At 47.5% G+C, this 22,697-nt stretch carries 18 protein-coding genes; 15 read left to right on the top strand and 3 right to left on the bottom strand.

Translation table 11 applies throughout. The annotated features are described in order from the left end of the window. Window positions 1-32 precede the first annotated feature (32 nt). The 14 genes from DRW07_RS15890 (at window position 33) to DRW07_RS15955 (ending at window position 19,120) form a co-directional block, all read left to right on the top strand. Window positions 33-431, top strand: a complete 399-nt coding sequence (locus DRW07_RS15890) for a VOC family protein (protein WP_124028933.1) — start codon at window positions 33-35, stop codon at window positions 429-431. Between the two features lie 165 nt (window positions 432-596). Continuing rightward, on the top strand, window positions 597-2,501 hold the full coding sequence (locus tag DRW07_RS15895; RefSeq protein ID WP_124028934.1) for a sigma 54-interacting transcriptional regulator: 1,905 nt from the start codon (window positions 597-599) through the stop codon (window positions 2,499-2,501). Window positions 2,502-2,515: 14 nt separating this feature from the next. Further along, the gene (locus DRW07_RS15900; RefSeq protein ID WP_124028935.1) at window positions 2,516-5,089 is read left to right on the top strand and encodes a TonB-dependent receptor; all 2,574 of its coding nucleotides are present in this window, start codon (window positions 2,516-2,518) and stop codon (window positions 5,087-5,089) included. Window positions 5,090-5,176: 87 nt separating this feature from the next. Continuing rightward, a complete protein-coding gene (locus DRW07_RS15905) occupies window positions 5,177-6,376 on the top strand; it encodes a CaiB/BaiF CoA transferase family protein (RefSeq protein ID WP_124028936.1) in 1,200 nt (399 codons plus the stop codon). Next, window positions 6,373-7,290 (top strand): hydroxymethylglutaryl-CoA lyase, encoded by a 918-nt coding sequence (locus DRW07_RS15910; RefSeq protein WP_124028937.1) that lies wholly within the window; start codon window positions 6,373-6,375, stop codon window positions 7,288-7,290. The genes DRW07_RS15905 and DRW07_RS15910 overlap by 4 nt, the downstream gene beginning before the upstream one ends. Before the next feature lie 12 nt (window positions 7,291-7,302). Then, complete coding sequence (locus DRW07_RS15915) at window positions 7,303-9,360, top strand: hydantoinase/oxoprolinase family protein (RefSeq protein ID WP_124028938.1); 2,058 nt, start codon at window positions 7,303-7,305, stop codon at window positions 9,358-9,360. A gap of 12 nt (window positions 9,361-9,372) precedes the next feature. Then, window positions 9,373-11,226, top strand: coding sequence for a hydantoinase B/oxoprolinase family protein (locus DRW07_RS15920; protein WP_124028939.1), 1,854 nt, complete (start codon window positions 9,373-9,375; stop codon window positions 11,224-11,226). Window positions 11,227-11,240: 14 nt separating this feature from the next. After that, window positions 11,241-11,864 (top strand): isochorismatase family protein, encoded by a 624-nt coding sequence (locus tag DRW07_RS15925; RefSeq protein WP_124028940.1) that lies wholly within the window; start codon window positions 11,241-11,243, stop codon window positions 11,862-11,864. Next, entirely contained in the window at window positions 11,857-13,254 is a 1,398-nt protein-coding gene (gene leuC, locus DRW07_RS15930) for a 3-isopropylmalate dehydratase large subunit (protein WP_124028941.1), read from the top strand. Before DRW07_RS15925 ends, leuC begins: the two co-directional genes overlap by 8 nt. A 5-nt stretch (window positions 13,255-13,259) precedes the next feature. Next, window positions 13,260-13,883, top strand: a complete 624-nt coding sequence (gene leuD / locus DRW07_RS15935; protein WP_124028942.1) for a 3-isopropylmalate dehydratase small subunit — start codon at window positions 13,260-13,262, stop codon at window positions 13,881-13,883. A 76-nt stretch (window positions 13,884-13,959) separates the two neighbouring features. Further along, complete coding sequence (locus tag DRW07_RS15940; RefSeq protein ID WP_124028943.1) at window positions 13,960-14,397, top strand: DUF2177 family protein; 438 nt, start codon at window positions 13,960-13,962, stop codon at window positions 14,395-14,397. Window positions 14,398-14,592: 195 nt separating this feature from the next. Beyond that, window positions 14,593-17,046 carry a M1 family metallopeptidase gene (locus tag DRW07_RS15945; RefSeq protein ID WP_124028944.1) on the top strand — a complete coding sequence of 818 codons (2,454 nt, stop codon included), beginning with the start codon at window positions 14,593-14,595 and terminating at the stop codon, window positions 17,044-17,046. Next, entirely contained in the window at window positions 17,046-17,558 is a 513-nt protein-coding gene (locus DRW07_RS15950) for a DUF6702 family protein (RefSeq protein WP_124028945.1), read from the top strand. The genes DRW07_RS15945 and DRW07_RS15950 overlap by 1 nt, the downstream gene beginning before the upstream one ends. Before the next feature lie 203 nt (window positions 17,559-17,761). Beyond that, on the top strand, window positions 17,762-19,120 hold the full coding sequence (locus DRW07_RS15955; protein WP_124028946.1) for an alkaline phosphatase PhoX: 1,359 nt from the start codon (window positions 17,762-17,764) through the stop codon (window positions 19,118-19,120). A 5-nt stretch (window positions 19,121-19,125) separates the two neighbouring features. On the opposite strand, the gene DRW07_RS15960 is transcribed toward DRW07_RS15955, so the two are convergent. Then, on the bottom strand, window positions 19,126-19,758 hold the full coding sequence (locus tag DRW07_RS15960; protein ID WP_124028947.1) for a DUF3299 domain-containing protein: 633 nt from the start codon (window positions 19,756-19,758) through the stop codon (window positions 19,126-19,128). A 157-nt stretch (window positions 19,759-19,915) separates the two neighbouring features. On the opposite strand from DRW07_RS15960, the gene DRW07_RS15965 reads away from it, so the two are divergent. Next, on the top strand, window positions 19,916-20,818 hold the full coding sequence (locus DRW07_RS15965) for a hypothetical protein (RefSeq protein WP_124028948.1): 903 nt from the start codon (window positions 19,916-19,918) through the stop codon (window positions 20,816-20,818). On the opposite strand, the gene DRW07_RS15970 is transcribed toward DRW07_RS15965, so the two are convergent. After that, a complete protein-coding gene (locus DRW07_RS15970) occupies window positions 20,815-21,441 on the bottom strand; it encodes a TetR/AcrR family transcriptional regulator (RefSeq protein ID WP_124028949.1) in 627 nt (208 codons plus the stop codon). The two genes, DRW07_RS15965 and DRW07_RS15970, sit on opposite strands and share 4 nt — an antisense overlap. Window positions 21,442-21,554: 113 nt before the next feature. Next, window positions 21,555-22,682 (bottom strand): AMP-binding protein, encoded by a 1,128-nt coding sequence (locus DRW07_RS15975; RefSeq protein ID WP_165870526.1) that lies wholly within the window; start codon window positions 22,680-22,682, stop codon window positions 21,555-21,557. Between the last annotated feature and the right edge of the window lie 15 nt (window positions 22,683-22,697).

Genomic DNA, 22,697 nt, shown 5'->3' on the forward strand with positions numbered 1-22,697 from the left:
TATGATCCAAGCCCTCAACTCAAGTGAGTAACATGATAAACCGTATTCACCACGTCAATTTTTTAGTGCGGGACTTAACCAACTGCACAACCTATATGACTTCATTACTTGGTATCGAACCCGAGTTGAGTTGTCTTCCTGAACGCTATGTAAAAACGGCCACTTACAAATTAGGAGAGTGTTATCTGGTCTTGGTCTCTCCCACCAGCGAATTGGGCGAACCGGCCAGAATACTTAAGGAAAAAGGACCGGGATTGTTTTTAATTTCTTTCAGTACGCCCAATATTGATACCACTTTATCTGCCTTAAAAAACTTCGGTATTAATACGGCTTCACCTCGCCGCCAAGGCCTTGAAAACTGGATAGTACAAGACCTTACCAGTCCCGATGATCTAGGTGCCATCATTCAGCTCTGTGAAACAACAATATAATTTCATTTTGAAATATTGTGATTTCATTTTGAACTACTGTTAACAAATCCATGTAATAAAGTTGTTACAAGTGTTAGCAAGCATTCTCCTTTCTAGGCCTTGCGTTACCTACACTGCCTATTTTTTACACCAATATGGCACACCTTGTGCTGTGGGAGGTTATTGATGAACGTACACAGCAGCGAGGTGTCCATGGATTTACTTTCTCAGAGTGAACACACTCGCCCTTTGATACGCGTGTTGATCTTTGGACACAAAGATTTCAGTCAATTAATGAGCCGTGCTATTCGCTATTATACCAATCAAGCACAATTTCATCTTCATGACGCCATCGTGGGAAGTGCTTCAGAAGTAAAACCCTTAATTGATAAATATGCGCCGCATGTCATCGTCAGTGCTGGTGCAAATGCCGCCTACTTGCGCTCAGTGTTGTCACTGCCGGTAGTGTCATTAGAGATAAGTGACGACGACTGGGCTGATGCACTGGAGCGCGCCGCCAAAGTTGCACAAAAAGTCGACACGATTAGCTTTGATCATAAAAGCCGAATTTTGCCTTTGCTGGCAAAGGAACTAGGGGTCGACGTTGAGCAGCATGTTTACCATACTTCCGATCAGGCCAGAGAAAAATTTCATATCATCAGGCGTCAGCAGCCTGAAGCGATTATTGGTGCCAGTTTGGTTTGTGGTCTTGCCAATCAGTTTGATCTCCCTTCTTTTTTAGTTTACTCCGAGGCCTCTTGCAGAAGAACGTTAGAACAGGCCATCGAGGAGGGACTGCAAAACGCCAAGCAGGGTGAAGCTAATGCATTGACCCATTGGCTGCTTAATAAATCCAAAACCCCCATTATTTTGTCCGATAGCCAAGGCGCCTCCTGCACATTAAATAAAGCCGCTAAACAAGCATTGGGCATTCAGTCTCCGCTTTCTTTGTCGCTTCAGGACATTATCGGACTAGCGCCTCAGCACTGCATTGATGGTGACGGCGAATGCCAATTTGGTGGAAAAGAGTGGTGGTTTCACTGCGATCAAGTAGACCTTTTGGGTAGTAAACATTTTGTAGTGCAATTCCATGCTAAACAGGTTGCATCTAAGACGTCGCCAATCATTACCGATCAACAAAAAGAAGCGAACCTGGTTTACAGTTCACCCTCAATGCATGAGGTCATCGCGCAAATAGACGCTTTCTCAGCCTCACCAGGGAACGTACTCGTATATGGCGAGTCCGGCACGGGAAAAGAAGTCGTCGCTCGCAGGATCCATCAGCATGGACCCTATGCCAAAGGACAATTTGTAGCAGTAAACTGCGGCGCCATTCCCGCCGACTTATTTGAAGGCGAATTGTTTGGTTATCATGAAGGCGCTTATACGGGCTCCAAACGAGGCGGAAGAAAGGGCCTCATTGAATCTGCAAGAGACGGCGTGTTATTTCTTGATGAAATCAGTGAGCTGCATCCTCTGCAGCAAACGAAGTTACTGCGTTTTATCCAAGAACGTCGCTATCGCCCACTAGGCGCTAACGCAGAAATTGATATTGAACTGAAACTTGTTGCAGCGTCAAACAGACCGCTGGAAGACTTAGTCGCGTCTGGCGAGTTTCGCAGCGACCTCTTCTATCGCCTCAATGTTTTTAAAATTAATGTGCCAGCACTTCGCTACCGTCCAGATGATATCGAAAGTATCGCTATCACCAAGTTGACGTCGCTTTGCCAGTCATACGATGTTCAGAGCAATCCTGAAGATGCATTTGAAACGCTTCATCCGTTTCTGCTCGATTACCCATGGCCGGGCAATATCAGAGAATTGGAAAACATCCTTGAGCGTGTCGTCGCCTGGTTAAAAACCACATCGAACCCGCAACGTTTGAGTGAAGTGTTACGTCATATCGTGCCCGAATTTACACAGATAACGCCAGCGCATGACAGCACAGGCACTATTCAGACACAAGAATCGCAACTCATTATACAAGCCATGCAGCAACTAAATGGCGATCGCCGCAAAGTAGCGGCTCACTTAGGGATAAGTCCCACTACTTTGTGGCGGCGACTTAAAAAACTGAACTATAAAGACTGACTTGGAGACAACCTATGTTGTTAACACGTAAAACCCAAGTAGCTTGCGCCGTAGCGGTGGCGCTTGTGGCTACAGCCATACCTTTTACTTTACACGCTCAGGAAGCAGCATCGTCGCCTGACGCAAATGATGAAGCCGCCGTAGAGATAATCAGTATCTCGCGAAAGCGGCCTGAAAGTATTCAAGAAGTGCCTATCGCCACAACGGCACTGGGTGAACGCGATTTAGCAGCAGCTGGAGTAGAACGTCCCTCTGACTTCATCGGTCTTATCCCTAACGTGAGTATTGTAGACGCCGCTAATGTGGGCGATACCCAGGTCAATATTCGCGGCATTATTTCAACCCGTGACGCAGAATCTACCTTTGCTTACGTCGTTGACGGTGTGTTAATGACCAACCCCAACAGTTTTAACGAAGAGTTGTTAGATGTTGCACAAATCGAAGTGCTCAAAGGGCCACAAGGCGCCTTATACGGCCGCAATGCGGTTGCGGGTGCAATATTGGTTACTACCAAAGAACCCTCAGACATTACCGAAGGGCGTTTTGAAGTAGGTATTGGTAACGAAGGTTACATGAAAGCGAACGGTATGATCACTGGCGCACTGTCAGACAATGCATTTGGCAGACTAGTTGTTAGTACATCTAACTTCGACGGGCACTACACTAATGACTTTACTGGCGAAGATGATGTGGTTGACTACTTAGAAGATTTTTCTATGAAAAGCCGTGTTATTTGGGAAGCCACAGACGACCTGAAGTTAGACTTTAGAGCCGCATACAGCGACGTTCAAGGTGGCGCAATTAACTTCAACGCCGTGTTCGCGTTGCCTACGTTTGAAACCATTTTCCAAGAACCGGCATTCTTTAAAGACGTCAACGACCATGACTTCATCTTTGCGTTTAATGTGCCAGGTGAAAACAATCAAGAAACTACCGAACTTTCGCTAAAAGCAGATTGGGACCTAGAGGGCTATGACGTTACTGCGGTAGTAGCCTATAACGACTTAGAAGAGACATTGCTGTCAGACGGCACCAGCGCGTCGTTCTATGGTTATGAATTAACGCCTCAGTGTCAGACAGATCGGGCAACGCTCAATAATGCACCCACCGCCATAGGTGGCGCAGACCGCACTGATTTATTTGGCAACTTTTTTGCGCCTTTCGGGGTGTTCCCGCCGGGCATTGAATTCCAAGGTGTGTACGGCCCCTACACCCCAACTGCGTGTGATGGCTATCAGTTTCAGGAACGCAGTCAATCTGACTTCAGCGGTGAGCTACGCTTCACTTCAGACGACCTTGATGCTGATCTCCGCTGGATTGCCGGTCTTTATTTCGTAGAGATTGAACGCGATGTCGTTGTTGCCTATGGTGCCGACACAGGTGCCGGGTTCCTGCAGCAAGCCTATGTGCCACCAACGGGCCCTAATCCTACAGACTTGCTCTTCAGTGATACCTTTGAAACCTCGGTCTATTCTGCATTTGGTCAACTTGAATACGACATTAACGAGGCATGGGAATTTGCTTTTGCGCTGCGTTTTGACCGCGAAGAGCGCGACGTCAGCAACAATGTGCCGAATGTAAACGCTTCTGGCCTAAACGGGAATGCACAGGGTCCAATAAACCCTGCATTTGGTGTAACGCCAGCCGGTATACCTGACCGCAGCCGAAGCTTTAGTCAGCTTCAGCCCAAAGCGACACTCAGCTATGAAGCCAGTGACAATGTCAATTGGTATGCCAGTTATGGTGTCGGCTTTAGAAGTGGGGGCTTCAACTCCATTGGTACAGAAGCAACCTTGGATTTTTGGTTTAATTCACTCGGAACAGGTAATCCAGGAGACTTTGTTGATGCTCAACTTCAAGTAACGGATGAATATGATAAAGAGGTCACGACCGCGTTAGAGCTTGGTATGAAGTCCACTTGGATGGATGGAAAACTGAAACTCAATGCCGCTCTATTCGACACGCAAGTCGAAGATAACCAGTTCTTCGAATTCTTTGCAGGGCCTTTCGGATTATTGCGTGCGGTAACCACAATTGACGAGCTTTCCATTCAAGGCTTTGAACTCGATTTTACTTATCAGGCGACTGACGATCTTAAACTCTTTGGCGGCCTGGGTTTAATTGATAGTGAAATAGAGGAAAACCGCAACCGACCACTGACCGTGGGTAACGAAGCGCCACAAACACCTGACCGGTCATTCACGCTTGGATTTATGTGGGATTACGAAGTTTCCGCCGATTGGCTACTTAACTGGCGCCTCGACTACCAGTATGTGGGTGAAACTAACTTCCATACCTTACAAGGTGAGCAAACTCCCACTATTTGGGACTTCTTTGGCGCTGTTTCGCCCAATATTCCACCGGGTCCCCATTCACAAGATTTCAGTAACGCAAAAAGAGACAGTTATAGCACCGTCAATACGCGTATTTCACTGGATTCTGAAAATTGGGAAGTGGGTATTTGGGCGAAAAACCTGACTGATGAGCAATACCTGCAAGAAGTGATACCAGCGCCAGAGTTTGGCGGCTCCTTTATCCACCCATCGGCCCTGCGCTCTTACGGCATGGATGTGACTTACAGGTTCTAATTGTAACTACGCAATGTGGCGCTGAGGGGAGGAGGCAGCAAGCCTTCTTCGCCTCAGTGCGGTTCAAACGTTTAATCGGAGTTTGACATGAACAAACCATTAGCAGGGGTCCGGGTGCTCGACTTAACGCACATGTTGTCGGGACCCTACTGCGGTATGATACTGGCCGACTTAGGTGCAGAGACCATTAAAGTCGAGCCTCTACAAGGTGAAGGTACGCGTAAGCTACTAGCCACAGACCCCGAGAATTCACTGGGCGGAATGGGGGCGTATTTCATCACCTTAAACCGCAACAAACAGAGTGTGTGTATCGATCTTAAATCTGAACAAGGTCGTGAAGTTTTTTATCAGCTTGTTGAAACTGCTGACGTAGTAGTGAACAACTTTGGTGCTGGTGTGCCTAAGCGATTGGGCATAGATTATGAATCGCTTAAGGCCCGTAATCCTCGCATTATTACCTGTTCAATCACAGGCTTTGGCAGCGATGGTCCCAAGTACAAGCGACCGGCTTTTGATCAGGTTGCCCAGGCAACCGGTGGCGGCATGAGTATAACCGGAACTGATCCGGACCACCCGGTGCGGGCCGGTATTCCCATTGGAGATTTGGGCGGCGGTATGTTTGCTGTGATGGGCATTCAGGCAGCATTGGTGGAACGTGCTACCAGTGGGGTAGGCCAAGACGTCGACATTTCCATGCTGGACTGCCAAATTTCTTTGCTCAACTACATGGCAACCATGTATTTCCTTTCTGGCAAAGACCCATTCCCAATTGGAAATTCTCATTTTGTTCACGTGCCTTACAACACATTTACTACCAGTGATGGCTTTATCGTCATTGCAGTGATCACCGATAATTTCTGGCAGAACTTGAAACAGGTTGTCAACGTTGCTGCATTTGATGACGACAAATACGACACCCAGCCCGGTCGTTGGGCAGCGCAGGACTTCATTAACTCAACGCTGAACGAAGTGCTCAGCGCCAAGCCATCAGCTTATTGGATAGAAAAACTCGAAGCCGCACGCATACCTTGCGCACCGGTTAATACTTTTTCCCAAGCGCTGTCTGATGAACAAGTCTTGTATAGAAACATGGTCGTCGATTTACAACATCCAGACGGTAGCACCACCAAGGGCCCGGGCAACCCCATTAAGTTATCTAGAACCAATGAAGACAGCTTTTCAGCCGCACCCGCATTAGGTGAACACACAGATACCGTGCTTGCGCGACTGCTCAACATGTCAGAGACGGAGATCGCGGCATTACGTGACAAGGGGGCGGTTAAGTGACTTCGCCTCAGCACATTGTTATCAACGATGTAGGTCCGAGAGACGGGCTACAAAATCAGCCCAAGGTACTCTCAATTGAAGAGCGCTCATCGTTAATAAATGCACTCATTGATGCACAGCTACCTGCCATTGAAGTTGGAGCGATTGTTTCACCTAAAGCCGTACCAGCTATGGCAGGCAGTACTGAACTTCTCAGTACACTGCCCGCTAATGCCAGTCATTACTCTATGCTGATCCCCAATCAGAAAGGGTATGAGCTAGGGCGAGATGCCGGCGCACCGGTGATGTCACTAGTCATTGCCACGTCTAACACGATGAACGAGAAGAATATACGCAGAACAACAGACGACATCATGCAGCAGAGCATGAACATACTCGCTCAGGCAAAAGCCGAAAACCAGTGTGTTCAGGCCTATCTGGCCACAGCATGGGCTTGTCCCTTCGAGGGACAGATGTCGTTAGACAGTTTGCTTTCTCTTGGGGCTCAATTGCTCGAAGCAGGTGCCAACAAACTGATAATTGCAGACACCATAGGTGCAGCATCACCTGATCAGGTTGCGGTGTTTATGAATAAATTGGTGACTGAATGGGGCAGTGAAAAACTCGCTTGCCACTTTCACGACACTCGGGCCATGGGTCTCGCCAATGTGTATGCCGCCATCGAACAAGGTGTCAGAGAGTTTGATGCATCCATTGCAGGTCTAGGCGGCTGCCCATTTGCACCCGGTGCAAGTGGCAATGTGGCCACGGAAGATGTGACCCTATTGGTTGAGCAAATGGGCTTTCGTACGGGTATCGATTTAGAAAAATTAATCAGTGCAGCAGACCTGGCCATCACACTCACAGGCACTGCACAGGGCGGGCGTAGTAAACGCTGGTTGGAAAAGAACTTGGCGAGCGTCGCCACAAATTAGTCGGAGAACAACATGAGTTATCGCTTAGGTGTAGACGTTGGCGGAACCTTTACAGACCTCTTGTTAATCAATGAGAAGACCGGTGAAACACACACCGCAAAGGTTCCCTCAACCCCACAAGACTCCTCAATAGGAGTATTAAACGGTATCGACCGCATATGCCAAGAGTCTGGTATAGATGCCACTGAGATTCACCGCGTGATGCATGGCACCACTGTAGCCACCAACGCAGTATTGACAGGTAAGGGTGCAAAAGTCGCACTTGTCACAACAAAAGGCTATAAACAAGTGCTGCAAGTCGCTCGTTCTTTTTGTCCTGGCGGCTTAGGAGGATGGGTGAGTTATGTGAAAAAGCCCTTACTCGCGCCACTAGAGTTAACGGTAGAAGCTGATGAGAGAATTGATGCCAACGGTACGATTTCAAGTCCACTTGATGTTACGGCACTAAAAGAGACACTTGAGGCACTAAAAGCAAAAGGCGGCTTTGAGGCACTGACTATCAGCTTTATCAACGCGTATGTAAATGGCGAACACGAACGTGCCGCGCGAGATATCGCTAAGCAGGTATTTCCAGACATGCCGATTTCCATCTCTTCCGATGTGGTACCGGAAATGCAGGAATACGAGCGCACGGAAACCACAGTAGTAAACAGTTACGTTAGACCTGAAGTAGCCCGTTACATCGACAACTTAAGCGGCGCGCTGGAAGAGCGAATGGGAGACAATGTTCACTTGTCTATTTTGCGTTCTGATGGCGGTTTAGCTTCAGCACGCGCAGCCGCAGAAAGCCCGGTGAACCTTCTTATGTCTGGTCCTGCAGGGGGCGTTGCCGGCGCCATTCATTTTTGTCAGCAAGCCGGATTTGACAATATCCTCACCTTTGACATGGGCGGCACGTCCACCGACGTTGCCTTAATTCAAGGTGCAAAAGCACGTGTACGCCGTGAAACGCGGGTGGGAGATGTAACCGTAAGAGCACCGTCAGTTGATGTAAGAACCGTTGGCGCCGGTGGCGGCTCCATTGCGTTTGTTCCTGAACTAACCAAAGCACTCCGTGTAGGTCCCGAGTCGGCGGGTGCTGAGCCAGGCCCAGCAGCATATATGAAAGGCGGTGAGCTGCCTACTGTGTGCGATGCTAATGTCGTTCTGGGTTATTTACCTGCTGATGTGCAGCTAGGTGGTAAGATGGCAATTAACCGCGACGCAGCAGTCAAAGCAGTCAAATCGGTAGCGGATGTAATGGGACTGACTGTCGAAGAGGCTGCCGAAGGTATTATAAAGATTGCCAATGAAGCCATGTTTGGGGCACTCAGATTGGTGTCTGTTGAGCAAGGCTTTGACCCAAGAGAATTTGCACTGGTTGGATTTGGTGGCGCAGGCCCCTTGCATGCTAACGCACTTGGCAAACTCACCGATGCTTGGCCAGCTATTATTCCACCGGGCCCAGGGGTTTTATGCGCCTACGGTGACGCCACAACAGAAGTAAGAGATGAAGCCTCTCGTACGTTTGTAAAGCTGCTGGCTGAAACCAGCTCCGAAGAGCTGGCAGATTCACTGGCAGAGTTACGTCAGCGGGCGTCATCTACGCTCGAAAATGACGGTATTTCCATTGCTGACCAAACCATTACCTACCAGGCAGATGTGCGTTATACCGGCCAGGCATTCCAGCTTTCGATTGAGTTCACAGAGCAAGAGCTTGCCAATGAAGGGCTCAATGTACTCAAGCGTCAGTTCGACCAAGAGCATACTCAGCTGTTTACGTTCGCTTTAGAAGAGGGTCACGAAATTGTGATGATTCGTGCCATCGCTACTGCGGTGGGCCGAACCATTCCCATTCAAAAACCCGGCGAAAAAGGAAATACAGCGCAGGACTGTGTGATTGCACAGAGCCGCATTTACTACGAGGGTAACTGGCACGACACCCCAATCTATGACCGCGGCAGATTGCAAAGCGGAATGAAAGTAGACGGTCCTGCCATTGTTGGCGAAATGGATTCAACTAGCGTTGTGCTACCTGGTTATATTGCCGAAGTAGATACCGTTGGCAACTTGCTTATTCAACCTGCTTAAGAGGACAGCATCATGAATGAAAAGATAATTCAATCCAACGCCTCACCTCTCAATCGGGTTGAGGTTGATACCGTTACTGTCGACATCATTGAAAACGCGTTGAAAAATGCTCGCGAAGAAATGGACGCTGTGCTGTTCAGAACAGCAATGAGCCCAGGTATTAGAGAGCAAGGTGATTGCTTTCCAATGATTGCCAATAAAGACGGCAAAATGGTGGTGGGTCAGTTTGGCTCTTTTATACACGGGTTTATGGATGCTTATGAAGGAGAGCTGGAAGAGGGTGATATAATCCTGACCAATGACCCTTACATGACAAATGCCGCCGTGTCGCACTTGCCAGATTGGATTGTACTGGTACCTATTTTTAAAGAAGGCCGGCATATCGCCTGGTCTGCCATGTTTGGACATATGTCAGATAACGGTGGCATGGTACCGGGTTCTATCCCCATCAAAGCAGAGACGATTTTTCAAGAAGGCATACGCATTCCACCCACCAAATTGTATAAAAAAGGCGAGTTGCAAAGCGATGTGTTAGAACTCATTTTGCACAATGTGCGAACTCCTCAATGGAACCGATTCGACCTGAATGCGCTGGTCGCCGCTTGTAAAACAGCAGCTAAGCGCTGTCAGGAGATTGCAGAACGTTTTGGAGACGACATCTTTTACTCTACGATGGAAATCATGCTTGAGCGCAATCACGTTGCCATGCAAGCTATTATCAACATGATTGTGCCTGAAGAGCCTAGGGTATTCGAAGATTACCTGTGCGACGACGGTGTGGGCATGGGTCCTTACAAAATTCGCTGTAAGTTATGGCGAGAAAACGGTCGTGCCATCTTTGATTTTGATGGCACGGATCCTCAAGCAAAAAGCTCGATCAACTTTTACTTGAACGAGGACATGTTCAAAATGTTTTTTGGGTCGTTCACTATTAACCTGATAGACCCGCAGATTCTTTTCAACGATGGCTTTTATGATCTGGTAGACGTGCGCATACCCGAAGGATGTTTGCTCAAGCCTAAGTTCCCCGCCGCACTGTCTGGCCGCACCCATGCCTTGGGGCGTATCTTTGACGTAATGGGCGGACTACTAGGTCAAAGCGCGCCAGAGGCAATGAATGCAGCCGGGTTCTCAGACTCACCTCATTTGTTTTACTCCGGTTATGACGACAACGGCGAATGGTTCCAATTGTTTCAGATTGGGTTTGGTGGCATCCCCGGTCGACCGGCGGGTGACGGACCTGATGGACACTCCCTGTGGCCTGGGTTTACCAATGTACCAAACGAATTTGTAGAAGCCTACTTCCCGTTACGTATTGAACAGTACGAGACAATAGTCGACTCAGGAGGCGCTGGTCTGCATCGCGGCGGCAATGGCTTAAGTGTGGCTTATCGCTTCTTGTGCGACGGTACTATTGCTATCCACGATGAGCGCTGGATGACCTATCCATGGGGAGTTAACGGTGGTACTCCGGGCATGCGCTCTAGCAAGAAACTGGTACGAGCTGATGGCACTGAAACCTTCTTGCCTGCTAAATGTGATGGTATTGAAGTGAAAAAGGGCGATTTGCTCTACTTTGATACATGGGGTGGCGGCGGTTGGGGCGATCCACTAGAACGGGAACCTGAGCTAGTACTTGCTGATATACAACGCGGATTAGTCTCAGAAGAAGGCGCAAAACGCTACGGTGTAGTGGTCAGTAACGGCAGTGTGAATGATGCTGCCACCGCAGAACTACGCGCAACAATGAAGGCAGCACGCGGTGATGTCTCCCTGTTTGATTTCGGCGGAAGCATCGAAGAGATCAAACAGCGGTGCTTAGAAGAGACGCATCTAGCACCACCCGAGGCACCTGCGTTTAGATAAAAGAAGGTCGGTAAATGAGTGACTTAGCAACAGGTAGTGTAGCGTTTGGCCAACGGCCCGCATTGATTATCGTCGACATGACGAATGGTTTTACCCAACATGATTCACCTCTAGGTGGGGCTTCGGCGGCAACCATAGAAACGAACCAGCGTTTGCTTGATGCTTTCCGTCTTGCGCCACTGCCTGTGTGCTTTACCAGTGTTGTGTACGACAATGACTCGGAAGCCTCTGTCTTTCGTGCTCACTTACCCGACCTAAACCTTTTACAGCGGGGCACGCATTGGGTTGATGTGGACCCGCGATTAGAGCCACTCTCTAATGAGCCCGTCTTTGATAAAACTGGTCCCAGTGGTTTTTTTGGTACTCATCTAAAAGCCTGGTTGGACGAACAACAGGTCGACAGCATCATAGTAACCGGCCTCACCACCAGCGGCTGTGTCCGCGCAACCGTCGTTGATGGTCTTCACCACAACTATCCGGTTTGGGTTGTCGAAGATGCTTGTGAGGACAGAAACCTTGAGGCGCATAAGGCAAACTTGCACGATATGGCAGCCAAATATGCCTCCGTGAAATCGACGCAGGAAGTGGTGGAATACCTTGCGCCCAGTGCAGAATTAAGTGACGCAGATTATGTCTAAAACGCTTTATGATAAATTATGGCAACGCCACCTGGTTGGGGATGTGGATGGCGATCAGCTGCTGTACATCGATCGCCATCTCATTCACGAAGTTACGTCTCCGCAGGCGTTTGATGGCCTAAAAGAAAAAGGCAGAAAAGTCAGGCGACCAGACAAAACCATCGCGACCATGGATCACAGTATCTCCACCCGCTCGCTGTCTCTGGATGCTTGTGGTGAAACCAATGCACTTCAGTTACGTACCTTGGTTAAAAACTGCGTGGACAACGATATCGTGCTTTACCCTGTAGGTGACGAGCGACAAGGGATAGTGCACGTCATGGGTCCAGAGCAAGGGATGATTTGGCCGGGTATGACGGTTGTCTGTGGCGACAGTCATACCGCAACCCATGGCGCCATGGGTACACTGGCGTTTGGCATAGGCACATCAGAAGTTGAGCACGTGCTGGCCACGCAAACTCTGCGCCAGAGTAAAGCCAAAAATATGCGTATTACGGTATCAGGAACACGTCGCCCACATGTCACGGCAAAAGATATCATTCTGTATATTATTGGCCAGATTGGCCATGCCGGTGCCACCGGACATGTCATTGAATATGCTGGTGATGTGATTCGCGACATGAGCATGGAAGAACGCATGACAGTATGCAATATGAGCATAGAAGCAGGCGCTAAAGCTGGGCTTATCGCCCCTGATGAGACAACATTCGCCTACCTTGAAGGGAAACCGTTCGCACCAAAAGGCAAATCCTGGGTCAGCGCAATGCAAGACTGGCAAACGCTCAAGTCTGATGCCGACGCGCTTTTTGATCGCGAAGTGCGAATTGATGCAGACGCCATTTCACCCCAGGTCACCTGGGGAACTAATCCTGCTCAAGTCGTTGGTATTGCGGATAAACTCCCCTCGCCAGCCTCATTTACTGACATAACCATGCAAACATCAGCACAGGCCGCGTTTGACTATATGCAACTTGAACCTGAGCAACGACTGGTTAACCTTCCCGTGTCTCATGTATTTATAGGGTCTTGCACAAACAGTCGAATCAATGACCTACAAGACGCCGCTAACTTTATTAAAGGGAAGTCTGTTGCTGAACACGTCACTGCCATCGTGGTCCCCGGTTCCTCACAAGTGAAAAAACAGGCGGAATCTCTCGGGTTAGATAAGGTGTTTACAGCAGCAGGTTTTGAATGGCGCTTGCCAGGGTGTTCTATGTGCTTGGGCATGAATGACGACACATTAAGTGAAGGGGATAGGTGCGCGTCAACCAGCAATCGTAATTTTATTGGCCGACAAGGGCGCGGTGCCCTAACGCACTTGGTGAGCCCGAAGATGGCTGCTGCCGCAGCTATACACGGACACTTTGTTGATATATCCGCATTGGAGTAAATCTCATGACAACGCCCTTTGTAAACTTAACCTCGTCTGTTGTTTTTCTTGAACACGACAATATCGATACTGACCAGTTGCTTCCCAAACAGTTTTTAAATCGCATCACTCGTAAGGGTTACGGCGACTATTTGTTATTTGACTGGCGTTATCTCAACGGTGATATCCATTCACCCAACCACGATTTTGTTCTCAATCAGGCAGCAAGTCACAATGCGAAAATATTGGTGACCGGGCAGAATTTTGGCTGCGGTTCTAGTCGTGAGCATGCCCCATGGGCCATTGCAGACTATGGCTTTAAAGCGATTATTGCCGATAGTTTTGCCGACATCTTCCACGCCAATTGTCTAAATAATCAAATTTTACCTGTGACATTAACCGCACCCTTGCTTAACGATTTGAAAGACGCCTGCAAACAAGACCCGAATTTGCAGGTGAACATCGACCTGGATGAGCAAACCGTTAGCTGGTCGGTGCCGACAACAAAAAGACATACGCTTGCGCACTTCGACATCGCGCCTCACCATAAGGAAAACCTGCTGCATGGCTGGGATAAAATTGGCAAAACACTGGTCAAAGAAGCCATGATTTCTGATTTTGAGAGCAACCAGGCAGATTGGCTTACCTAATGTTTGCCATTGGTATTTTGTCGTGTTTTAGGTCAGTATTTGACGCCAGACAATCAGCTGTTTCGTTATAAAGATTATGCTCGCAAATATTATTCGCTATGCATCAAACATCATTGCGTCCTGTTTAGCCATTTTACTGTGTTTCGGGATTATGGACGCGTTCTGGCTTGGCTGGTTTGCCACCGACTGGTATCAAGATGAGATGCAGGGCCTACTGCGTGCACAATTTATTACCTGGCCTTGGGTCATTTTTTATCTGATGTACAGCTTTGTGTTGTTTGTATTGTCTGTTGTCGCTAACCGTGACAAACCCATTTATTATGCAGGTATCGATGGCGCCTTACTCGGCCTGGCCAGTTACGGTGCGTACAACTTAACTAACTACAGTATCATTGAAGGTTTCTCCTTTTTCATTATGGCAGTGGACTGGACCTGGGGCGTGGTGATTTCAAGCGTAAGTGCCATGGCTGGCTGGGTAGGCTTCCAAATGCTCAGAAAAGAGGCTTTGGAATGATTTATTGCCTAAAAACATGTATTTTGGTGCGTGTTTATTTGACATCATGCGCGTAAATTTAGGATAGTAACCGCTTCGAAAAAAACGGATGTTTTCACAGCTTACCTCTGACGAATATTTTCCTCATAAAGCAGTAAAACAACAAAAATAAGAAAGCACTCTGTTTATCCCAACAACAAAAATAGAAGGTCTTTAATGTACCGTTCAATCTCACATCTAATTGGCGTTACGGCATTATTGCTCAGCGCAGTCAGTTATGCTGGCATACAACAAACGAAAGGCGACTTTGAAGATAAATTCCGACAACTCGACGAAGTACTTCCGACGCCCAACGTTTATCGAAACGCTGCCGGAGAGCCTGGCCACGCGTATTGGCAACAAAAAGTCGATTATAAAATTCAGGTTCGCTTGGTAGAAGAAAAGCGTCGCTTAGAAGCCTCTCAGCAAGTCACCTATAAAAATAATTCCCCTGACACACTCAAGTATTTGTGGGTTCAGCTGGACCAAAACAAATTTCGCGAAGACTCTATGTCGGCGCTCACAACAACCTTTGGCGGCATTGGCAGCAGAGGGCCGTCTACACAGTCAGCGGGCGGCGATGCGCCAGCAAAAATCAGTTTGGCGGCACTGCGACGTCAACACTTTGTTGAAGACAATGTATTGGGCTACGACACGTTAGCGGTATCCGCCGTAGACGGCACGCCTTTGAAGTTCACCGTTGTGGGCACCCTAATGCGTATTGATCTGCCACAACCTCTCGCGCCCGGTGCACACACTGAGTTTCACATTGATTTTGCCTTCAATATTGTTGAAGAAGATGCGGTTTCAGCGCGCGCAGGCTATGAGCACTTCCCTGACGATGCCAATGAAGGTGGCAATGATATTTTCTTGCTAGCCCAATGGTTTCCCCGTTTGGCGGCTTACACAGATTACGAAGCTTGGACGAACAAAGAGTTTATCGGTCGTGGCGAATTCACCCTGGAATTTGGCGATTACGAGGTTGAAATTACCGTACCGGCCGACCATGTCGTGTCGTCTACAGGCGAGCTGGACAACCCTGAACAGGTGCTAACCAAAACACAGCGTGATCGTCTTAAAAAAGCCGAAACGGCAGAAAGACCTGTATTCATCGTGACAGCAGAGGAAGCGCTGGAAAATGAAAAAGACGGTACGGACAAAGAAAAAACGTGGCGTTTTGTAGCTGAAAACGTGCGTGATTTTGCTTGGGCAAGCTCGCGTAAGTTCATGTGGGATGCGCGCGGTTATCAACAGGGTGGCGAAGAGCAGCCCTTGGTGATGGCCATGTCATTTTATCCTAAAGAAGGTGGCGACCTTTGGAAAAAGTACTCCACGGAGTCTGTTATTCACACCATGGAAGTTTATTCGCGCTTCTCATTTGATTACCCCTACCCCACGGCCCAGTCTGTAAACGGCCCAGTTGGCGGTATGGAATATCCCATGATTACCTTCAATGGCCCTAGAACCACACTTCAAGAAGACGGCTCACGAACTTATACGCTCGCTGAAAAGCGCTTTTTAATTGGTGTTGTCATTCATGAAATAGGTCATATTTATTTCCCTATGATCGTCAATTCAGACGAACGCCAATGGACTTGGATGGATGAAGGTTTGAATAGCTTCCTAGACGGTGTAGCAGGCCGCGAGTGGGACCCTTCCATTCCATGGGGTGTAGAGCCACGAGACATAGTTGATTACATGAAGAGCAATGTACAAGTACCAATTATGACTCAGTCTGACAGCGTACTGAAACTCGGTCCTAATGCTTACACAAAACCGGCAGCCGCGCTTAACATATTGCGTGAGACCATATTGGGTCGCGAGCTGTTTGATTTTGCCTTTCGCGAATATTCACAGCGCTGGAAGTACAAACGCCCTACGCCGTCTGACTTTTTTAGAACCATGGAAGAAGCCTCAGGTGTAGACCTTGACTGGTTTTGGCGTGGATGGTTTTACTCGACAGACCATGTAGACATCTCTATTGATCGCATTTCTCAACTAAGACTTGATACCCATAATCCAGATATCGACTTGGCCCGCCAACGTCAAGCTGAAGCAGACAAACCTTTGTCGTTGACGGATGAAAGAAATAAAGCTGAGGGGAAAACGCTATGGATTGACCGCTTCCCTGATCTGGCAGATTTTCATGACGAAAATGACAGATTTACCGTTACTAATGAAGACAGAAACGCATACAACAAATTCCTCAGCGAGCTCAAACCCTGGGAAAGAAAGGCCCTTGAGCGCGCGTTAGAAGAAGATAAAAACTACTATGTGCTTGAATTCAGTAATCGCGGAGGCTTGGTAATGCCGATTATCTTGCAGCTTGATTATGAAGATGGCACCAGTGAAGAAATGCGTATTCCGGCTGAAATTTGGCGACGCACACCTAAGCATGTACAAAAGCTCATTGTGACAGACAAAAACAAAGTGTTAAAGCAAGTCACGGTGGATCCTCGCTGGGAAACGGCTGATGTGAATGTGGATAACAACCATTACCCGCGTCAAATCATTCCTTCACGTTTGGAATCGTATAAGAGTAAAAAACGTACGGGTCTCGAATACAAGGACATCATGCAAGGCAGCAAAGCTGAGCTGAAGGAATACGAACCGAAGAAATATCAAAAATAATGATAAAGCATAATCTTGTTAGGTTTGTCAGTGCTCTTGCCCTCTTTTGTGGCTTGAGCACGGGTGCGCTGGCGCATCAACAAAAAGCCGCTATTACGACTATCAGTTACAACACAAATACCCAGTCGTTTGAAGTGGTTCACCGGTTTAGTTTGCACGATGCAGAGCACGCGGTTAAACGCGTGCTCAACAAAGACGCAGATATTTATTCATCGGATGAGACGCAACTTGAATTTGCTAAGTACGTGCAAAAGCACTTTTCAATAGCATTGGACAGTGGTGAGCAAATCCCCCTTATTTCTGTTGGTCATGAGCTTGATGGCAGACACTTTTGGGTTTACCAGGAGCTGCTCAATCCGGTAAACGCACAGTGGCAAATACATTACTCCGCATTACAGGAAATCTGGCCATCACAGGTCAATACCGTCAATGTTGAAATTGGTTCTGAGGTAAGAACTCTGGTATTTACCCTTGAAGAACCCAAGCACAGTATTGCGATATCACTTGATTAAAAACACTAAAGGCAAGGGTTAAATCTTGCCTTTTATCTAATACGTCTTTCTTTTTCCTACTCTTTATTTTGCTTGATGTTCGTTTACACTCGCTTTATTAAGTTCATTATCATATAACGTTAATAATTTTTGGGTTTACTATGATACGAGCGCCGTTCTTTCGGTGTGGTGCCATCATGAAAACAACAACAGGGTAAATAAATATGGAACGGCGACAGTTTAATCAACTCATGGTTGGGTTAGCATTTGGAGGCTTGGCTAAAAATGTACTGGCAGGCCCCAGTAAACATAAAACACCGGCTTCCAATAAACTGTTTGGTTATGGTGAATTAGTACCCGACCCAAATGGCTTACTCGATCTACCCAAAGGTTTTTCATACCAGGTCATTTCCCGTTTAAACGACAGTATGAGTGACGGTTTACCTGTTCCCGATAGAGCTGATGGAATGGGCTGTTTTTACAAAGATGACGCTCGCGTGGTTCTGATAAGAAACCATGAGCTGTCACCCAAACAAGGTAACTTGGCAGAACTCTCCCAAACCCAAATGACTCTGGCTTATGCACAAGATACGAACGGCCATGTGCTGCCAGGCGGAACCAGTAATCTGGTTTACAACATGCAGACCGGAAAAGTAGAGAATGAGTTCATGTCCTTGGTGGGTACTGTTAGAAACTGTGCCGGCGGTGTTACGCCCTGGGGAAGCTGGCTAACTTGTGAAGAATCGGTGCTCAAAGATACTTCCCAGACTAATCAGGCACATGGGTATGTGTTTGAAATCCCATCAAATGCTACTTCAATGGTTGACGCCAAGCCACTCAAAGCCATGGGACGTTTCAACCATGAAGCAGCATGTATCGACCCTAAAACAGGCATTGTTTATCTTACTGAAGACAGGGGCGACAGCCTTTTTTACCGTTTCATTCCATCGGTACCAGGTAAACTGGACCAAGGCGGCAAACTTCAGGCTTTGGCTATATTAGACAAGCCACAATATGACACGCGAAACTGGAATGCTGCTCACATGGCACTTCAGTCGCCAATGCCAGCAGCTTGGATAGACTTGGATAATGTAGAGAGCCCGCAAGATGACTTGCGCAAACGCGGTTTTGACCAAGGCGCCGCCTTGTTTGCCCGCGGAGAAGGCGTACACTGGGCTACCGATACGCTCTATTTCTGCTGTACCAATGGAGGAAAGCAGAAGCTTGGGCAAATCATGCAATACAGACCCTCGCAATTTGAAGGCACTGACCAAGAAAGCACAGATCCCGGCTTGCTAAGTTTGCTGGTAGAGAGCCCAGACGAGAAGACTTATAACTACGGTGACAATATTGTAGTGACACCCAACGGACACATGATTGTATGTGAAGATCAATACAGTGATACCGTAAATAATTTCCTCAAAGGTGTAACACCTGCCGGTGAAATTTATGATTTTGCCCGAGTTCGCATACAAACAGAACCTGCCGGCGCATGCTTTTCACCCGATGGCAGCATCATGTTTGTAAACCTTTACTCACCCACAACCACATTAGCTATAAAGGGGCCATGGCACTGGTCCTGATTGAACTAGTGTTGTCTAACATCATCGGGTTCGCCGCTGTACGGTGTGATTTGCACTAAATCAAATGCGTACGCGGCAGTACCCAGTGGGTCTTCAAACAGCCCTAGGCGCAAAAAGCCGGACAGCGTGTAGGCCTGATTGAGGTCGAATTCGGCAAACCCGGTATCCGTGGTTACGTGAATCACCTGGTTAGGGGGTGGAGGCGGATAATGTAAGCAAGCACCGTAATACGGAACCAGAAAAAAACGGGTCACCCCTTGTTGCTGGTTAACGTCAATGGGTACGATAAAACCTGATATCCGAACTGCCTTGTCTACAAACGTTGATACCGTTTGATTCGACGTAAGCGCCGCTTTGTAATCAGTATCATTTGCCGCCTGCAACGACGTTAATATTTGCTCATTTAGCGGTAGCATCTGGTCAATTTGGTATTTCCTGAGCAGATCTCTTTCGCTAACTGGTAATAACGCAGACCAAGCGATAGTAGTCACACTAGATGAATTGTATTCAGAAGCCAAAGATAGGTTCTGCGTTTGATAGACTGAACTAGACGCGAACTCTTTGTATACCGCGACAGATGCTGCCCCCAATAGCAGGGCTATTATTATTACCAACAAGTAAAGCGATGTGTTTTTCATGGCTTCAATAGTAAATGGAAAAGCACTAGGAGGTCGACCAATATTGACGTACTTGGTTTCGCTAATCCTTTCTATTCTTCATCTCGTACTGATAAAAAACTAAAACCAAGTGCTCTGTAGACACAGAGTGTAAATAATATGGGGCTTAGCTTAACTGATGGCAGTAGGTAGCATAATCAAAAAAGCAAGATATTTGGCTGTTCTTGGCGCCTCATTGGTCCTGTTGAGCTGCGCAAAAACCTCTCCCAGATTTGAGCAGGCCATTTCCCTCGCGCAGGATGGTCGTTCTGGTAACGACATTTTTACTGCTACTTATGCCCAACATGGTGGTGAGCGAGTTGCCAATCTGCATGATCTCAATGTTGCAATAGACGGCGAATGGCACTATTTAATCACCAAAATTCAACCCGAAGTGACAGACAGCGAGTATCGACAACGCTCAGAGGAACGCTTGGTTTTGTCGCCTCGTCTCTATGCTGTTAGGTATAGTGGAACAGCAGGCTCCAAACAGGTATTAAGAACAACTGAGAGCATTCAGGTTTCTTATAACGATGCAAGAGAAACCAGTGACATTACACTTGGCGCAGCAGCGCTGACATCAGATGCGTTTTTTCTTTTTTCACTTGGCCCATTGGCACTGGCTAACCGCGTAAGTGAATGGCAGCGCCTTGCAGACGAGACATCCAAAGGAAGGCACTACTATCGAATAAATGGCGAAATGGTGCCAGGCATAGGGCTGTCTAAAAGTGATTACATAACACTTTGGGTAGACAAAGAAACGAAGTTAACTCACCGACTACATATCACTCTAGACGGTTTCGAAAAAACCAAGGGAGCGCACGTCGACACGCACTACTTACACTTCCATGATATTGATGGGCTAGTCCTTCCCACCCACTTTTTTGAACGTGTCGTCGGCCCCATTAGCATCGATGCCCATGAGTGGTGGTACACTGGGTTTGATGTCAATCGAGGGCTGACTCAGGATGATTTATCAATAGAAGGCTGGTCTGAAAAGGCGTTAGTCCCCGCTACTCCCTTTCAGGGAAAGCATGATTAATAGTGATGGTGCAACAAGCACATAGTCTTGGCGACGACGGCGTCTACGTGTTTTTGTCGCGCGGTTTCATTAAGCCTAAAATCGAGGTTCATCAGGCTTCGCATGTGCCAGCTTCCTTTCAAAAAGCTATAAAAATCCATCGCTAACAAGCGTGCCGATTCCATACTCAAACTCTTATCTGACAGTTTGTGGATAATACCAGCCACAGAATGCAAACTGGCCAGTGGCCCGGCTTCATAAAATAGCTCAGCAACACGCGGAGAGTTGCGCGCTTCAGCAATAATAATAGAGTACATTGCGATCACCTCTTCGTCTTGAAAGAGAGCCAAAAACTTTCTACCGATATGAGAGAGTGTGCTTTCTAACCCTCCTTGATGATCGGAAAGCTCATCAAGACTGATCATGTGCTCTTCGCATTTAAAGGCGATCACTGCCAAAAACAATGAATCTTTGTTTTTGTAATGCGAGTAAATAGTTTGTTTTGACACGCCAGATAGCCTGGCAACCTCATCCATGGAGGTTTCTTTCACCCCGTGTTTGAGAAAAAGTTCGACGGATGCTCGTAAGATGGCTTCTCGCTTTTCTCTACTTTTAGGACGTCCAGCACGTACTGCTTGCTTCATGGCCCTGTTGCTCCCGACAAATAGTAGACCAGGTAGTATGATATTAATATATAGTATGCTTATGTGGGGCAAATCACAACGTTACCGTTTGGATTAAACATGCATAAAGCTGATTATTTTAAAGACGCGAACAATTCATCGACTTTGCGCTTTGAAAGCTTGCCGTTACTCTCTCTGGGAAGTGCGTCAACAACATAAATGGGGCGAGGAACAAAAGCACTGTCCAAATAGTGCCTCAAGTATGCTACGAGCTGAGACTTATCATAACCTTTTTTAAGTGCGACTATCGCGTGCAAACGGCTGGCACCACGGTCCAGAACAATACCGTCTACTAGCCCCTCAAAACGCAATAAATGTTGATTAATCTCGAATAGAGATCCGCGTTTTCCGGCAACTTTGACAAGATCAGATGCTCTACCCGCAAGCATAAAGTGCGTTTCATCTTTGGCAATAATTTTGTCTTGTAACACGACTGACTGCGGAAGGTGCTCAGCACTCACCAAGGTTTCATCATCCGTTATTGCGAAGTGTAAGCCGTTAAATCGACGCCACGCTTCCTGCTCAGCGGTTTGTCGAACAGCCATTGAACCAACCTCACTACAGCCATAAACCTCGCGAAGCTGACAGTTGAACTGTGCTTCTATTTGTACAGCCAGAGATTGGGTGAGTGGCGATGTAGCACAAAGCGCTATGTCGAGGTTTGGTTTGGTCGCGCTGTCACTGGTCAACGCACGCATATGTACAGGCGTTGACACAAGCATCCTGGGTTCAGGTAACTGGGATAAAGCATCTAAGATATCTTGCGGGAATAATGGCTGTGCGTCACAGAGACAAACATTGTGAAACATAGGGAGTAAGATTGATGTTTCCAGCCCCCACATATGTTGCGCAGGCATTGTTGCCAACTGATACAGGGTATCTGATGTGTCTGGCAACATGTATTGCGCGTTTATACTGGTACTTTGTGTAAATGTCTGCCAATACTTAAGCACCGGCTTGGCATTCCCTGTCGATCCCGACGTAAAACAAATGCATGCCAAGTGAGCGTTATTAATTTGCGGTACGTCAAGTGCATCATCGTGATCCAACTGCAATGACAAGTTTAAAACATTAATGTTTGGTAAACGTGGATCGACCTCTTGGCCATCGTGAATGACGTAACTCTCAGGATAGGTTTCAGCTAATGCTGCTTGTGTAGCCACATTGCGATTGGGAGGAAGCAGGTTCGTTTGCCCCTTCACGATCGCAGCGCACAA

Origin of the sequence: Paralteromonas sediminis (assembly GCF_003820355.1) — a bacterium.
In the GTDB taxonomy this organism is placed as follows: Bacteria; Pseudomonadota; Gammaproteobacteria; order Enterobacterales; family Alteromonadaceae; genus Alteromonas_F; species Alteromonas_F sediminis.

Excerpts from the sequence above, each read along its gene's own strand:
- DRW07_RS15890 (WP_124028933.1), top strand. The coding sequence starts at position 33 with ATGATAAACCGTATTCACCACGTCAATTTTTTAGTGCGGGACTTAACC.
- DRW07_RS15895 (WP_124028934.1), top strand. The coding sequence starts at position 597 with ATGAACGTACACAGCAGCGAGGTGTCCATGGATTTACTTTCTCAGAGT.
- DRW07_RS15900 (WP_124028935.1), top strand. The coding sequence starts at position 2,516 with ATGTTGTTAACACGTAAAACCCAAGTAGCTTGCGCCGTAGCGGTGGCG.
- DRW07_RS15905 (WP_124028936.1), top strand. The coding sequence starts at position 5,177 with ATGAACAAACCATTAGCAGGGGTCCGGGTGCTCGACTTAACGCACATG.
- DRW07_RS15915 (WP_124028938.1), top strand. The coding sequence starts at position 7,303 with ATGAGTTATCGCTTAGGTGTAGACGTTGGCGGAACCTTTACAGACCTC.
- DRW07_RS15920 (WP_124028939.1), top strand. The coding sequence starts at position 9,373 with ATGAATGAAAAGATAATTCAATCCAACGCCTCACCTCTCAATCGGGTT.
- DRW07_RS15925 (WP_124028940.1), top strand. The coding sequence starts at position 11,241 with ATGAGTGACTTAGCAACAGGTAGTGTAGCGTTTGGCCAACGGCCCGCA.
- leuC (WP_124028941.1), top strand. The coding sequence starts at position 11,857 with ATGTCTAAAACGCTTTATGATAAATTATGGCAACGCCACCTGGTTGGG.
- leuD (WP_124028942.1), top strand. The coding sequence starts at position 13,260 with ATGACAACGCCCTTTGTAAACTTAACCTCGTCTGTTGTTTTTCTTGAA.
- DRW07_RS15940 (WP_124028943.1), top strand. The coding sequence starts at position 13,960 with ATGCTCGCAAATATTATTCGCTATGCATCAAACATCATTGCGTCCTGT.
- DRW07_RS15945 (WP_124028944.1), top strand. The coding sequence starts at position 14,593 with ATGTACCGTTCAATCTCACATCTAATTGGCGTTACGGCATTATTGCTC.
- DRW07_RS15950 (WP_124028945.1), top strand. The coding sequence starts at position 17,046 with ATGATAAAGCATAATCTTGTTAGGTTTGTCAGTGCTCTTGCCCTCTTT.
- DRW07_RS15955 (WP_124028946.1), top strand. The coding sequence starts at position 17,762 with ATGGAACGGCGACAGTTTAATCAACTCATGGTTGGGTTAGCATTTGGA.
- DRW07_RS15960 (WP_124028947.1), bottom strand. The coding sequence starts at position 19,758 with ATGAAAAACACATCGCTTTACTTGTTGGTAATAATAATAGCCCTGCTA.
- DRW07_RS15965 (WP_124028948.1), top strand. The coding sequence starts at position 19,916 with ATGGCAGTAGGTAGCATAATCAAAAAAGCAAGATATTTGGCTGTTCTT.
- DRW07_RS15970 (WP_124028949.1), bottom strand. The coding sequence starts at position 21,441 with ATGAAGCAAGCAGTACGTGCTGGACGTCCTAAAAGTAGAGAAAAGCGA.